Raw genomic sequence first — 13,910 nt, 5'->3', positions numbered from 1 at the left:
GCCTCTGGGGACCAGAGGCAGCCGCCCGTCCACCGGCCTGTGCCGGGCTGGCTCGTCGTCGGACGCGAGGTGTCAGCGCTCTTCTTCGGCGGCGTTCGCGGGAACGGACGTAAGCCGCTCCGTCTCGTCCTGTATCTCAGCGGCGATCTTCTTGAGTTCCGGCTCGAACTTGCGACCGTGGTGGGCGCAGAAGAGCAGTTCTCCGCCGCTCAGCAGGACGACGCGCAGGTACGCCTGGGCGCCGCAGCGGTCGCAGCGATCAGCGGCCGTCAGCGGGCTCGCGGGGGTCAGAACAGTAGTCACGTCGCCTCTTCTCTAGCTCGACGAGCTGTCGTACCAGGGTCAACATCCAACCAGCCCCAAAACGTTCCCGCTCGTGGCTTTTCCTCGAAAGAATCTTTGCGAGGCGGCTGTCTGCTGCCGGTTGGCGGCGAATGTGCCGTATTGCGTGTCTATGTGTCTTACGGGGCTTCGCGTTGTATCGGTGGTCGGTCCTCCCGGCTGGGTTGCCGGTTGTTCATGAGGACGTGCCCGGAGCCTAAATGGTTCATGCCTGGAAGGGAACGTGATGTGTACTTCACTCCATCGAGGGATCGAACACTCATACGAGTGTGGACTAGTGTGAGTTTTCGACGAGGGTGGCGTTACACCGGCTCTACCAGGCCTCGGTACCCTCTCACCGGTGACTGAAGCCGCGCCCTTACCCACGAGGGCCCCATCCGAAATTCAGCGAGGAGCGAACCGCGTGACCGCCGAGACGTCCGTGCCGTCCACAGCTCTGCTGGCAGGAGCAGACCGGGACGGATCCAACTACACCGCGCGGCACCTGCTCGTCCTCGAGGGGCTCGAGGCCGTGCGCAAGCGCCCGGGTATGTACATCGGGTCGACCGACAGCCGTGGCCTGATGCACTGCGTCTGGGAGATCATCGACAACTCCGTCGACGAGGCCCTGGGCGGGTACTGCGATCACATCGAGGTGATCCTCCAGGACGACGGCTCGGTCGAGGTCCGGGACAACGGCCGGGGCATCCCGATCGACGTCGAGCCCAAGACCGGCCTCTCCGGTGTCGAGGTCGTCATGACCAAGCTGCACGCCGGCGGCAAGTTCGGAGGCGGCTCCTACGCCGCCTCCGGCGGTCTGCACGGCGTCGGCGCCTCCGTCGTGAACGCCCTGTCCGCGCGGCTGGACGTGGAGGTGGACCGCGGTGGGCACACCCACGCGATCAGCTTCCGGCGCGGGGTGCCCGGAGCGTTCGCCGGCAACGGCGCCGACGCCAAGTTCGAGGCCAAGGGCGGCCTGCGCAAGGCCAAGAAGATCCCGAAGACCCGCACCGGCACGCGCGTGCGGTACTGGGCCGACCGCCAGATCTTCCTCCGGGACGCAAAGCTCAACCTGGAGACGCTGCACCAGCGCGCCCGTCAGACGGCGTTCCTGGTGCCCGGCCTGACCATCGTCGTGCGCGACGAGTTCGGGCTCGGCGAGGGCGGCAGCAAGGGCGAGGAGTCCTTCCGTTTCGACGGCGGCATCAGCGAGTTCTGCGAGTACCTGGCGAACGACAAGCCGGTCTGCGACGTGCTCCGCTTCTCCGGTCAGGGCACCTTCAAGGAGACCGTGCCCGTCCTGGACGACCACGGTCAGATGACACCCACCGAGGTCACCCGTGAGCTCGGCGTCGACATCGCGCTGCGGTGGGGGACGGGCTACGACACGACGCTTCGGTCCTTCGTCAACATCATCGCCACGCCTAAGGGCGGCACCCACGTCGCCGGCTTCGAGCAGGCCGTCGCCAAGACGATGAACGAGGTGCTGCGCACCAAGAAGCTCCTGCGCGTCGCCGAGGACGACATCGTCAAGGACGACGCCCTGGAGGGCCTGACCGCGGTCGTCACCGTGCGTCTCGCCGAGCCGCAGTTCGAGGGCCAGACCAAGGAGGTCCTCGGGACCTCGGCGGCTCGCCGCATCGTGAACAACGTGGTCACGAAGGAACTCAAGGCGTTCCTGACGTCCACGAAGCGGGATGCCGCACAGCAGGCCCGTGTCGTGATGGAGAAGGCCGTCGCCGCGGCCCGTACGCGCATCGCCGCACGGCAGCACAAGGACGCTCAGCGTCGCAAGACGGCTCTGGAGTCCTCCTCGCTGCCGGCCAAGCTGGCCGACTGCCGCAGCGACGACGTCGACCGCAGCGAGTTGTTCATCGTCGAGGGCGACTCCGCGCTCGGCACGGCGAAGCTCGCCCGGAACTCCGAGTTCCAGGCGCTGCTGCCGATCCGCGGCAAGATCCTCAACGTCCAGAAGTCGTCCGTGACGGACATGCTGAAGAACGTCGAGTGCGGCGCGATCATCCAGGTCATAGGAGCCGGCTCGGGCCGGACGTTCGACATCGACACCGCGCGTTACGGCAAGATCATCATGATGACCGACGCCGACGTCGACGGCTCGCACATCCGCACCCTGCTGCTGACGCTGTTCCACCGGTACATGCGGCCCATGGTCGAGGCCGGCCGGGTCTTCGCGGCGGTGCCGCCGCTGCACCGCATCGAGATCGTGCAGCCGAAGAAGGGCCAGGACAAGTACGTCTACACGTACTCCGACCGCGAACTGCGAGACAAGCTGATGGAGTTCCAGAGCAAGGGCATCCGCTACAAGGACTCGATCCAGCGCTACAAGGGCCTCGGCGAGATGGACGCCGACCAGCTGGCCGAGACGACGATGGACCCGCGCCACCGCACCCTGCGCCGGATCAACCTCTCCGATCTGGAGGCCGCCGAGCAGGTCTTCGATCTGCTCATGGGCAACGACGTGGCGCCGCGCAAGGAGTTCATCTCCAACTCGGCGGCCACGCTGGACCGGTCAAGGATCGACGCGTAGCCGCTGCCTCGGACGGGGGCCGGATACGGGCCGGGTGAGTGCGACAACAGGCCGGTGCCTCTGCCCGGGCTGCGAGGCGCCTGGGCGCCGTTCGAGCACCAGGTCACCGTCCTGGGCTCCTGGTCACCGTCCTGAACGTCCGCCTGCCGTCCGGCCGCGGAAGGCGTCTCTCCACCCCCGGGTGGAGAGGCGCACGGTCGGGAATCAACCCGTGATCCACCCAGGCTCCGATCCCGTGGCCTGGCGATTTCCGTAGCGTCGAAGGCGTCGGCGGCACTCGCTGCCGGCACCCCTTTCTCGCTCACGGAGGCTGTGATGTCCGGGCTCGTCGACGCGTCGGTGATCGTGCTCGTTGCCGTCGTGGTGACAGCCCGCCAGTTCCGCGCGTACCGGATCGACAGCGAGCGTCGCTGGTGGCTCCTGCCCGTGCTCCTGGTCGTGCTTGCGCTGCGTGAGCCCGGAATGATCGACGCGCACCACCCCACGGCCTCGGCGCTCCTGCTCGGTGCCGAACTGCTCGTCGGCCTGGTCACGGGTGCCGGCTGGGCCTGGACCACCCATGTGTGGGCCGAGCCGGACGGCACGGTCTGGAGCAGGAGCAGCGCGGCCAGTATCGCCGTCTGGGCCGTCGGCATCGGGCTACGGGCCGGATTCTTCGCGCTCGGAACAGCGGTGGGCGTGCACCAGGACAGCGCGGCCCTGCTGCTGGGGCTCGCCGGCACTCTGCTGGTCCGGGCCGGGATCCTGGCCCGGCGCGGACGATCTTCGCGCCGTGGCGCGGCGTCGAGCGGGGCGTACGGTGACGGTACGACCCGGGCCATGGGGAGGGAGCACGTGTGAAGGAGAACGCCTGGACACGCTGGCCTTCCCGGGAGGCACTCAGCTGCGAGGGACTCTCACGCTCCCGGTGCCTGCTGGCCTGGGCGGTGCGGACGCTGGTCCTCGGACTGCTCCTGTGGGGTGCCTTCTCCGAAAGCCACGTGAGCGGCTGGGAGGCGGCATCCTGCGCCGCAGGAGTCCTGCTGGCCGCTGTGCTCGCCCGGGCCTTCTTCCGGACCACGCTCCGGCACCGGCTGTGGCCGTCGCTGGCCTCGCTCGCCCTGTTGCAGGTCATCGCCGTCGCAGCCCAGCTGTCCGGATTCCGCGTCGCCGCCGTGGTCATGTTGTGCGGCTGCGCCGTCTCGGCGCTGGAGCGGCTGCCGTCGGCCGCCGCCCTGAGCGCTGCGGTAGTGGCCCTCGGCACATATGGGGTCGTCCAGCGTGACGACCTGCTGACGACCGTGGTCACCGGCATCGGCATCGCCCTGGCCGGCTACACCCTGCGCCTCGACGCCGAGGCCCGCGGAAGTGCCCTGCGGCTTCTCGCCCAGGAGCGGGCAGCGCGTGCGGCCGAGGCGGAGACGGCGGCCCTCGCCGAGCGGGCCCGCATAGCGCGGGAGATACACGACGTGCTGGCCCACAGCCTTTCGGCCCAGCTGGTGCATCTGGAGGCGGCCAGGCTGTTGATCGAGCGGGGAGGGGAACGAGAGCAGATCCATGAACGCGTGGTGGCGGCGCGGGAGATGGCGCGGGGCGGCCTCGCCGAGACCCGGCAGGCGCTCTCCGCTCTGCGCGGTGAGCTGACGCCTCTGGAGGACTTCCTGGGTGGCCTGGTCGGTACGGACGGCGGTGCCGAGATCACCATCACGGGTGAACGGAGGCCGTTGCCGGCCGAGGCTTCCCAGGCCGTGCGCCGAGCGGCCCAGGAGGCTCTGACGAACGTGCGCAAGCACGCCCCGGGCGCCAGAGTCCACCTCAGACTCGACTACCGTCCGCACGAAGTGACCCTGGACGTGCGCGACTCGGGCGGTTCGCCGGGTGAGCTGACCGGGACGGGGGCCGGGTACGGTCTGCTGGGCATGCGGGAGCGAGCAGAACTGCTGGGCGGTTCCCTCCGGGCCGGGCCGGGCGAGGAGGGGTTCGTGGTGACGTTGAAGGTGCCGGTATGACGCGGGACGCCGAGCCGAAGGCCGCTCGGGTGGTGGTCGCGGACGATCAGACCGTGGTGCGTGAGGGCATCGTGATGCTGCTAGGTCTGCTGCCCGGGATCGAGGTCGTCGGCGCCGCGGGAGACGGGGAGGCAGCGGTGGCGCTCGTCGCCCGACTGGCTCCGGACGTGGTGCTGATGGACCTGCGCATGCCCCGCTGTGACGGAGTGGAGGCGACCCGAAGGATCCGCGCGGAGCACCCCGGGACACAGGTCGTGGTGCTCACGACGTTCGCGGACGACGAGTCGCTGTTTCCCGCGCTGGCTGCGGGTGCGCGCGGCTATCTCACCAAGGACGCGGGTGGGGACGAGATCGTGCGGGCCGTGCACAGCGTGCTGTCGGGCGACGCGGGCCTCTCCCCGGGCATCCAGAGACGTCTGCTGGAGCGCCTGACCGAGCCGGAGCCCGGGCCGGCCGCGCCCCCGGAGCCGCCGGACGGACTCACCGCCCGGGAGACGGAGGTACTGCTCCTCATCGCCGAAGGGCTCAGCAACCCGGAGATCGCCCGGAGGCTGCACGTCTCCACGGCGACCGTGAAGACCCACATCAACAACCTCTTCACCAAGACCGGGCTCAAAGACCGTGCGCAGGCGGTGCGTTACGCCTTCGGGAAGGGACTTGTGCGGCCACCAGCGGGTTAGTCACCTGATGGGGTGAAGAGCGAAGGGAAGAAGAGTCGGGGAACTTCCCGTTCTGTCCATCCTTGGGCATGCAGCAAAGCAAGGGCCGTCCCCGCGGCGGCGGAGCGGGCCAGGAGAGTCGGGCCGAGCCCTTCGACGGTCATGATCCGGTTCCGCCCGAGGAGCCTGGACAGCTCAGGTATGACGATCCCTGGTACGACGCCCTCGCCTCCGGCTGGGGCGAGTCCGCGGTCGACGGGGAGCAGGTTCACACGCTGGTTCCGCCTGCGCGGGGAGAGGGCGTGACGGGGGCCGCGGCGGCCGATGTGTACCTGGAAGTGCAGCGCAGTGCCGCTTTTCAGGAGGTGCGGGGCCGGTACCGGAGGTTCGTGGTGCCGGCGTTCGTGGCCTTCTTCGCCTGGTACGTGGGCTATGTCGTTGCTGCCACGACAGTGCCGGAGCTGATGGCGCGGCCCGTCGCGGGAGCGGTGAACGTGGCGATGGCGGCGGGGCTGGGGCAGTTCCTGTCCACGTTCCTGCTGACCTGGGCGTACGCACGGCACGCGCGGCTGCGCAGGGACCGGGCCGCACTCGAACTGCGCTGGGACACACAGGAACTGACGCGTGGTGTGAGTGGTGGTAGGTCGTGACGGAGGAACACCAGACGCTGGCGTTGCTGCTCTTCAGCGCGTTCGTCGCGGTCACGCTGGGGATCACCACATGGGTCAGCCGTAACAGGCGGGGCTCGGCCGAGGAGTTCTACGCCGGCGGGCGGCTCTTCTCACCCATGGAGAACGGTTTTGCCATCGCGGGCGACTACATGTCGGCCGCCTCCTTCCTGGGAGTCACCGGGCTCATCGCGCTCTTCGGTTACGACGGGCTGCTGTATGTCGTCGGGTTCCTGGTGGCGTGGCTCGTGGTGCTGTTCCTGGTGGCCGAACTGGTCCGCAACTGCGGCCGGTTCACGCTCGCCGATGTCGTGGCGTCACGCATGAGGGAGCGGCCGGTGAGGATCGCGGCGGGAACCTCCTCGGTGACGGTGTCCGTTCTGTATCTGGTGGCCCAGATGGTCGGCGCGGGGAGCCTGGTGGCGCTGCTGCTCGGCGGTACGAGCGACGCGGCGCGGTCCTGGACCGTCATCGGGGTCGGCGCGCTCATGGTCGTCTACGTCTCGCTGGGAGGTATGCGGGCGACCACCTGGATCCAGATCGTCAAGGCTGTCCTGCTGCTGGGTGGCACCGTGGTGCTGACGGTCCTCGTCCTGGTGCGCTTCCACGGCGACGTGGACCGGCTGCTGATCACGGCGGCCGAGCGCAGCGGGCACGGAGCGGCGTTCTTGGCACCGGGGCTGAAGTACGGCGGAGACTGGACCGCCCGCTTCGACTTCATCAGTCTCGGGCTGGCTCTGGTGCTGGGCACGGCGGGGCTGCCGCACATCCTGTCGCGCTTCTACACCGTGCCCACGGCGCGGGCCGCCCGCCGCTCGGTCGTCTGGGCCGTCGGGCTCATCGGCGGCTTCTATCTCATGACCATCGTGCTCGGGTTCGGCGCGGCCGCCGTTCTCGGGCCGGAAGCGGTGCGCGGGTCGAACGCGGCCGGGAACACGGCCGTCCCCTTGCTGGCGCTCGATCTGGGAGGTGGGGCGGGGTCCACCGGCGGGACGGTTCTCTTCGCCATCGTCGCCGCGGTCGCCTTCGCGACGATCCTCGCCGTGGTCGCCGGAATCACGCTCGCGTCCTCGGCAGCCGTGGCCCACGACCTGTACGCCTCCCTGCGGCGCCGGGGCGGTGAGCCGCGCAGCGAGGTGGCCGTGGCCCGTATCGCGGCTGTCGGCGTCGGCGCGGTGGCGATCGCGCTCGGTCTGCTGGCGCGGGACCTCAACGTGGCGTTCCTCGTGGGCCTGGCTTTCGCCGTCGCCGCGTCGGCGAACCTGCCGGTGCTGCTCTACTCCCTGTTCTGGCCGGGCTTCACCACCCGGGGCGCCGTCTGGGCCGTCTACGGAGGTCTCATCCCGGCCGTGGTGCTCGTGGTGCTGTCCCCGGTGGTCTCCGGCAGCCCCGACTCGCTCTTCCCGGGCATCGACCTCCAGTGCTTCCCGTTGCAGAACCCGGGCCTGGTCTCGATTCCCCTCGGCTTCCTCGCGGGCTGGCTGGGCACGGTCACTTCGGCGGAGGTCCCGGACGAGGCCAAGCACGCGGAGACCGAGGTGCGGTCGCTGACGGGTGCGGGAGCGGCATAGGGGTGGGGTCCGCGGTGCCGGGACCAGGACCGCGACTGTCACCGTCGGAAGGCCGAACGGCTGACGCCCTAGCCGCGGGTCGCCCACACATAACGGTGTTCGGGGCGGCCCGCGTCGCCGTACTTGAGGGTGAGCCTGGCCCGTCCCGTGCGCTCCAGGAGCTTCAGATAGCGCTGGGCGGTCTGGCGGCTCACCCCGGTCCGATCGGCGATCTCCTGGGCGGACAGGGGCCCGTCGGCGTGCATCAGGGACTGACGGACCAGCTCAGCGGTGGTGGGGGAGTGTCCTTTGGGCAGGTCGGGCTCCGACGGTGCCGACAGGGCCCCGAAGATACGGTCCACCTCGGCCTGCTCCGCCTCCCCGCCGCCGTCCAGGGTGCGGCGCAGTTCCGCGTAGGCCTCCAGCTTGGCGCGCAGTCCGGCGAAGGCGAACGGCTTGACCAGGTACTGCAGCGCGCCGTGCCGCATCGCCGCCTGCACGGTGGAGACGTCCCGGGCCGCCGTCACCATGATCACATCGGTCTGGTCACCGCGCCGCCGCATCTCCTGGACCACCGCGAGTCCCGTGGCGTCCGGCAGGTAGTGGTCCAGGAGCACCAGGTCCAGCCGGGACAGCGTCTCAAGCTGATGCAGCGCTTCCGTCGCGCTGTGGGCCACACCGGCGACATGGAAGCCCGGCACCTTCTCGACGTAGGCGGCGTTGACCTTCGCGACTCTCACGTCGTCGTCCACGACCAGGACCTCGATCATCACGACTCCTTCTCGGCGGTCTGCGGGGCTGACGGCACGGTCAGCGCAGCCGGTTCGGGACCCGGCTCGGACAGTGCCTCGGGCAGGACGACGGTGAATTCCGCGCCCCCGCCGTGTGCCTCGCCGACGGTCGCGCTGCCACCCTGCCGTTCGGCCAGCCTGCGCACCAGGGAGAGTCCGATACCCCGCTCACGGTGAGCCGGCGGCTTCTTCGTAGACCATCCGGAGGTGAAGATCAACTCCCGGTGCTCCGGCGGGACGCCCGGACCCGTGTCACGCACCCGGAGGATCGCCGTACGCCCCTCGGCGCGCAGTTCGACCTCCACGCGCGCGTGCGGCGTGCCGGCGACGGCGTCGAGGGCGTTGTCCACCAGGTTTCCCACGACCGTGACGACACCCTGCGGGTCGACCAGTCGGTCGGGGAGCCGGGTCCGGTCCGACACCCACAGGGCGACGCCTCGCTCGGCCGACACGGTCGCCTTGCCGACCAGCAGGGCGGCGAGCAACGGGTCCTCGATCCGCTCGGTGACCTGTTCCGCGGTGGCCCGGTGGTCACCGACCACCTCTCCGACGAACTCGACGGCGTCGTCGTACATCTCCAGTTCGAGCAGTCCGAGAAGCGTGTGCATCCGGTTGGCGTGCTCGTGGTCCTGGGCGCGCAGGGCGTCGATCAGACCTCGTGTGGAGTCCAGTTCGCGGCCCAGCTGCTCCAGCTCGGTGCGGTCGCGCAAGGTGGCCACGGCGCCGCCGTCGTCGGTGGGCATGCGGTTGGCGACCAGCACCCGTTGGCCGCGTACGGTGAGCAGATCCGTACCGGTGACCCGCCCGGCCAGCACGTCGGCCGTACGGCCCGTGCCGAGCGCCTCGTCGGGGGAGCGGCCCACGACGTTCTCCCCGATGCCCAGCAGGCGCTGTGCCTCGTCGTTCACGAGGCGGATGCGGCCGGTGCGGTCCAGGGCGACGACACCCTCGCGGATGCCGTGCAGCATCGCCTCGCGTTCGGACAGAAGCGCCGCGATGTCCGAGAAGGCCAGGTCCCTGGTCTGCCGCTGGACCCGCCGTGAGATGACCCATGCGGCCAGCGCGCCCACGGCGAGGGCGCCGCCGGCGTACGCGAGAAGCCCCGGGATCGCGTGGATCAGACGGGCCCGGACGCTGTCGTAGGCGATGCCGACCGAGACCGCGCCGATGACATGGCCGTCGCCGTCCCGCAGCGGCACCTTGCCCCGGGCGGAGCGGCCCAGGGTGCCGCTGTCGATCTCCATGACCTCCTTGCCGGCCAGGGCCTGGCCGGGGTCGGTGGAGACGGTGCCGCCGATCTGCTTCGGGTCCGTGTGCGACCAGCGCACGCCCCGCCAGTCCATCACCACGATGTACTCGGCCTTGGTGGACTTGCGGATCCGCTCCGCCTCCCGCTGCACCGGGCCGTCCGGTGTGGGGGGAGTGTCCCGCAGGTCCTTCGAGAGGTCGGGCAGTTGCGCGGTCGTCTGCGCGATCGCGAGCGCACGGCGCATCGCCTGGTCGTCCAGCTGATTGCCGAGCGGGGCGAGGAACAGCCCGGTGGCGAGCACCGCGACTCCCGCAGCGATCGCCACCTGCATCAGCAGCACCTGCGAGAACACCCGCCGGGGCAGGCCGAGGCGCAGGCGGCGTGCGGGGGGAGTGGGGCTCATACCCATGACCGTACGTGTGGACGGCCACCCGCCCTAGACGGGTGTGGCGTGGATCTCCAGATCAATGTGAGGGCGAGTCCGGCGGTCAGCCGGCCAGTGCCGTCGCCACCCGCACCTCGCGCACCGCCACCACGTCCATCCGCGCGGGTGAGCCGAGGACGGACGCCCCGCAGCTCTCCGGGCGGGGCGGCAGGCCCGCGGCCTGGGCCACGTCGACCTGCCAGCGGCGTCCGTCGGTGTGGGCGACGGTCACCTCCCAGCGCGGTGCCTTACCGACCGTCCGGACGACGCTCAGGGCCTCCGCGGTGTACTCCCCGGTCCTGGTACGCACGGCGAGCTCGGCGGCCTGACCGGGCCGTTCCCAGGCAGAGCTGCCCCGGCATCCCTCCATGACGATCCGCCCCTCCCGCGCGCTGTGCAGGACCTCCTTGAGGGTGTGGGCCTCGGCCCTGCCGTACGCGTATCCGTACGGCAGCACCAGCACGGTCGGGGAGAAGCGGTGACCACCCAGATGGGTGACCTCCCAGACGCCCTCGGCCCCGGACGTCGCCAGCTCGGCCGCCAGAGGGCGGCCGAGGAGCGCGCAGCAGCGGTCACGCTTGCCGTTGGTGCAGACGAGGGCCAGGGGGTCGCCGTCGTGGGGTCGGCCGCCGAGAACTGCGTCGAACGGACGGTGGTCGCCCCGGCCGAGTGCCGCGAAGTCGAGATCGAGCAGCTGTCCGGGGTCCGAGGTCGTGGCGCTGTGCAGCCACACGTTCCCCGGGACGACGTGCGCCACGTACACCCGGCGCGAGGCGGGCATGCGGCGGTCCGCGTGGCGCCCGGGGCGGCGGATGAGCGCGATCCGTACGCCCGTGTCCTTGGCGGCCGCCTCCAGGGCACGGCCCAGGGCGGGGTCCAGGTGGCTCGAGGTGAGCGCCTTGGCACCCCACGGACCGGGCTGTTCCAGCAACAGCCAGGTCCTCGCGGTGGCCGCGGTTCCCGAAACGGGCTCGTCGAAGTCCCGGGAGACGCTAGAGCACGTACTCACAGAGGTGAGCCTAACCTGACTTGCGCCGCCGCGACTTTCGGCCCCCTCCGGCTTTGCTCCGGCAGTGGCTGAGGAGGCCTCGGGTCCGGATGGACACCGCTGGGCGGCATCGGCTCACTCAGGCAGGGGCTGTGGAGGCTTCGGGCCTGCGTAGAGACCGCTCGGCCGCATCCGCAGCGGGCGTTCGCCGTACTCCTCCAGGGCGTGGGCGATCCAGCCCGCCGTCCGGGCCACGGCGAAGATCGTCTCGCCCGCGGTCGGATCCATGCCGCTGGACGCGGTGAGCACCGCGAGGGCCAGGTCCACGTTGGCGTGCAGGGGGGCGTGCCGGGCGGTGGTCTCCACGATGTCGCGGGCGGCGAGGAGAGCGGGCTCCGCACGAGGGATCTCTTCCAGGAGGGCGAACAGAGCACGCGCGCGTGGGTCCTCACCGGGGTACAGCCGGTGTCCGAGGCCCGGAACACGGCGTCCGGCGCGCAGTTCTCCCGCGATCACGGGCGCCGCGTCGCCCTGTTCGAGGACATCCCACAGCAGCCGGTGGGCGAGCCCGCTCGCCGCGCCGTGCAGCGGGCCCTCGATCACCCCCAGCCCCGCGGAGACCGCCGCGTAGGCGTGTGCACGGGCCGACGCGGCGACACGCACGGCGAGGGTGGAGGCGGCCAGGTCGTGGTCGACGAGGAGCGCGAGGGCGGCGTCCAGGGCGCGCAGGGACGCCTCGTCGGGGTCCTTGCGCACGGACAGCCTGCTCCACAGGCGGTGGGCCAGGGGGCCTTCGTCGAGGCGGTGGTGCCCCGCTGGAGGCAGCGCGTCGACGAGCGTGGGGATGAGGGTGCGTGCGGTGCCGAGGACGGCCTCCTCGGACAGGTCGAACCGCAGCGGGTCGGCGGTCGCGGCGGCGATGGCCGCCACCCGCAGGCGGTCGGTCGGAGCGGCGTGCTCGGGCAGTGCTTCGATCGCTCGGCGGGCGACGGCGACGGAGGCGGTGGGCGCGGTGAACGTGTGGCCCGGGAGCATCCGGCCCGTCCACAGCCACTCGGCTACCTCCTCGTAGGTGTGGCGTGTGGCCAGGTCGACCGCGTCGACACCGCGGAAGAAGTAGCGGTCGTTCTCGATGAGCGTGATCCGTGTGCGCACGGACAGCTCGCCGCCGGAACCGGAACCGCCCACGCTCTCCCGCCTGTTGCGCCGGGCGAGGGCCTCGACCTCCCGCGCGTCGAAGGTGCTGCCGCGCCCGCCAATCACCCGTCGGCTGCTGAGCTGGCCGCGGCTCACGTACGCGTACACGGTCTCCGGCTTCACGCCGAGCAGCTCGGCGGCCTCCTTGGTGCTCAGCCGTCGTTCCGCGCCGAGGGGGGCGGGTTCTTGATCGCGCATGGGGGTCACCGTATCCGTCTGGTGGACCATTGACTGATGTATTGAGTGAATCAATATTGACAGCACTAGAATCAATCATAGACAGTCGAATCAAGTTCAGGGAGGAAGTCATGTCCGTCAACAGGTCAGCAGCCACTCTTCTCGAAGCACCCAGGGGGCTCGCCGGGGTCGTCGTCACCGACACCCGGATCGGTGACGTCCGCGGTCTGGAGGGCTTCTACCACTACCGGCAGTACTCGGCCGTCGACCTCGCGCGGACCCGCGGCTTCGAGGACGTCTGGCACCTGCTCGTGCACGGCGAACTGCCGGACGCCGGGCAGAGCGCGGCTTTCGCGGCCGAGACCGCCAAGCTGCGGAGGCTGCCCGACGAGGTGCGAGCGGCACTGCCCGCCATCGCGGCGGCGGGCGGGCGTTCCGGGCCGCTCGCCGGGATGCGCACGGCCCTGTCGCTGCTGGGCGCGGCGAAGGGATTCCGTCCCGTGTACGACATCGACGCCGACCGGCGCCGGCAGGACACCATCGAGGCGGCCGCGGCCGTGCCCACGCTCCTCACGGCTCTGCACCGCCTGGGCAACGGACTGGAACCGGTGGAGCCGCGCGAGGACCTGTCCTGTGCGGCGAACTACCTCTACATGCTGACCGGTTCCGCGCCGGCCGAGCCGCACGCACGGGCCATCGAGCAATACCTGATCTCAACCATTGATCACGGATTCAATGCGTCAACCTTCACGGCCCGGGTCATCGCCTCGACGGGCGCGGATGTGGCGGCATGCCTGGCCGGGGCGGTGGCCGCGCTGTCGGGCCCGTTGCACGGAGGGGCGCCCAGCCGCGCGCTGGACACCCTGGACGCGATCGGTACCCCGGACCGGATCGAGCCCTGGGTGCGTCAGCGGGTGCTCGCCGGCGAGCGCATCATGGGCTTCGGACACGCGATCTACCGCACGGAGGACCCACGGTCCCGGATGCTGCGCGAGGTCGCCCAGGGGTTCGGCGGGCCGCGGGTGGACTTCGCCGTCGAAGTCGAGCGTCACATCGAGGCGATCCTCGCGGAGTTGAAGCCCGGCCGGGAACTCCACACCAACGTCGAGTACTACGCGGGCGTGGTCATGGAACTCTGCGGCCTGCCCCGCGAGATGTTCACCCCGACCTTCGCCGCTGGTCGGGTGGTGGGCTGGAGCGCCAACATCCTGGAGCAGGCTGAGGACACGAAGATCATCAGGCCGGTGGCGCGGTACGTGGGGCCGGAAGCACCTGCGCCCGTGCCCGCCTGAGCGCCCGCCCCGCGTCCGCCTGGCCGTTCGTGTCCGGTGGGGATGCCGCGACCTGAGC

12 protein-coding genes are annotated in these 13,910 nt (G+C 70.5%); 7 read left to right on the top strand and 5 right to left on the bottom strand.

Features of this window, described 5'->3' with window-relative positions:
* Nucleotides 1-72: 72 nt before the first annotated feature.
* Complete coding sequence (locus ACFCXS_RS34465; protein ID WP_053671005.1) at nucleotides 73-303, bottom strand: hypothetical protein; 231 nt, start codon at nucleotides 301-303, stop codon at nucleotides 73-75.
* A 442-nt stretch (nucleotides 304-745) separates the two neighbouring features.
* On the opposite strand from ACFCXS_RS34465, the gene ACFCXS_RS34460 reads away from it, so the two are divergent.
* The 6 genes from ACFCXS_RS34460 (at nucleotide 746) to ACFCXS_RS34435 (ending at nucleotide 7,755) form a co-directional block, all read left to right on the top strand.
* Nucleotides 746-2,869, top strand: a complete 2,124-nt coding sequence (locus ACFCXS_RS34460) for a type IIA DNA topoisomerase subunit B (RefSeq protein ID WP_376647306.1) — start codon at nucleotides 746-748, stop codon at nucleotides 2,867-2,869.
* 315 nt (nucleotides 2,870-3,184) lie between these two features.
* The gene (locus ACFCXS_RS34455) at nucleotides 3,185-3,709 is read left to right on the top strand and encodes a DUF1453 domain-containing protein (protein WP_376647305.1); all 525 of its coding nucleotides are present in this window, start codon (nucleotides 3,185-3,187) and stop codon (nucleotides 3,707-3,709) included.
* Complete coding sequence (locus tag ACFCXS_RS34450) at nucleotides 3,706-4,857, top strand: sensor histidine kinase (protein ID WP_376647304.1); 1,152 nt, start codon at nucleotides 3,706-3,708, stop codon at nucleotides 4,855-4,857. Before ACFCXS_RS34455 ends, ACFCXS_RS34450 begins: the two co-directional genes overlap by 4 nt.
* Nucleotides 4,854-5,537 (top strand): response regulator, encoded by a 684-nt coding sequence (locus ACFCXS_RS34445; protein ID WP_376647303.1) that lies wholly within the window; start codon nucleotides 4,854-4,856, stop codon nucleotides 5,535-5,537. The genes ACFCXS_RS34450 and ACFCXS_RS34445 overlap by 4 nt, the downstream gene beginning before the upstream one ends.
* A gap of 68 nt (nucleotides 5,538-5,605) precedes the next feature.
* Nucleotides 5,606-6,166: a DUF485 domain-containing protein gene (locus tag ACFCXS_RS34440; RefSeq protein WP_376647302.1), complete on the top strand. Its 561-nt coding sequence runs from the start codon at nucleotides 5,606-5,608 to the stop codon at nucleotides 6,164-6,166.
* Entirely contained in the window at nucleotides 6,163-7,755 is a 1,593-nt protein-coding gene (locus ACFCXS_RS34435; RefSeq protein ID WP_376647301.1) for a cation acetate symporter, read from the top strand. The genes ACFCXS_RS34440 and ACFCXS_RS34435 overlap by 4 nt, the downstream gene beginning before the upstream one ends.
* 68 nt (nucleotides 7,756-7,823) lie before the next feature.
* Here the strand turns inward: ACFCXS_RS34435 and ACFCXS_RS34430 are convergent, their stop codons facing one another.
* The 4 genes from ACFCXS_RS34430 to ACFCXS_RS34415 form a co-directional block, all read right to left on the bottom strand.
* On the bottom strand, nucleotides 7,824-8,504 hold the full coding sequence (locus ACFCXS_RS34430; protein WP_376647300.1) for a response regulator: 681 nt from the start codon (nucleotides 8,502-8,504) through the stop codon (nucleotides 7,824-7,826).
* Complete coding sequence (locus ACFCXS_RS34425) at nucleotides 8,504-10,177, bottom strand: ATP-binding protein (protein ID WP_376647299.1); 1,674 nt, start codon at nucleotides 10,175-10,177, stop codon at nucleotides 8,504-8,506. The genes ACFCXS_RS34430 and ACFCXS_RS34425 overlap by 1 nt, the downstream gene beginning before the upstream one ends.
* 85 nt (nucleotides 10,178-10,262) lie before the next feature.
* Nucleotides 10,263-11,207, bottom strand: a complete 945-nt coding sequence (locus ACFCXS_RS34420; RefSeq protein ID WP_376647298.1) for a sucrase ferredoxin — start codon at nucleotides 11,205-11,207, stop codon at nucleotides 10,263-10,265.
* 114 nt (nucleotides 11,208-11,321) lie between these two features.
* Nucleotides 11,322-12,581, bottom strand: coding sequence for a citrate synthase (locus ACFCXS_RS34415; RefSeq protein WP_376647297.1), 1,260 nt, complete (start codon nucleotides 12,579-12,581; stop codon nucleotides 11,322-11,324).
* 110 nt (nucleotides 12,582-12,691) lie between these two features.
* On the opposite strand from ACFCXS_RS34415, the gene ACFCXS_RS34410 reads away from it, so the two are divergent.
* Nucleotides 12,692-13,852, top strand: coding sequence for a citrate synthase/methylcitrate synthase (locus ACFCXS_RS34410; protein WP_376647296.1), 1,161 nt, complete (start codon nucleotides 12,692-12,694; stop codon nucleotides 13,850-13,852).
* Nucleotides 13,853-13,910: the final 58 nt, after the last annotated feature.

The sequence above is a fragment of the Streptomyces sp. NPDC056373 genome (assembly GCF_042262425.1).
Classification (GTDB): Bacteria; Actinomycetota; Actinomycetes; order Streptomycetales; family Streptomycetaceae; genus Streptomyces.
The sequence above is the reverse complement of the archived record's forward strand: the minus strand, read 5'-3'. Positions and strand labels throughout refer to the sequence as shown.

Excerpts from the sequence above, each read along its gene's own strand:
- ACFCXS_RS34455 (WP_376647305.1), top strand. The coding sequence starts at position 3,185 with ATGTCCGGGCTCGTCGACGCGTCGGTGATCGTGCTCGTTGCCGTCGTG.
- ACFCXS_RS34445 (WP_376647303.1), top strand. The coding sequence starts at position 4,854 with ATGACGCGGGACGCCGAGCCGAAGGCCGCTCGGGTGGTGGTCGCGGAC.
- ACFCXS_RS34440 (WP_376647302.1), top strand. The coding sequence starts at position 5,606 with ATGCAGCAAAGCAAGGGCCGTCCCCGCGGCGGCGGAGCGGGCCAGGAG.
- ACFCXS_RS34430 (WP_376647300.1), bottom strand. The coding sequence starts at position 8,504 with ATGATCGAGGTCCTGGTCGTGGACGACGACGTGAGAGTCGCGAAGGTC.
- ACFCXS_RS34425 (WP_376647299.1), bottom strand. The coding sequence starts at position 10,177 with ATGAGCCCCACTCCCCCCGCACGCCGCCTGCGCCTCGGCCTGCCCCGG.
- ACFCXS_RS34415 (WP_376647297.1), bottom strand. The coding sequence starts at position 12,581 with ATGCGCGATCAAGAACCCGCCCCCCTCGGCGCGGAACGACGGCTGAGC.
- ACFCXS_RS34410 (WP_376647296.1), top strand. The coding sequence starts at position 12,692 with ATGTCCGTCAACAGGTCAGCAGCCACTCTTCTCGAAGCACCCAGGGGG.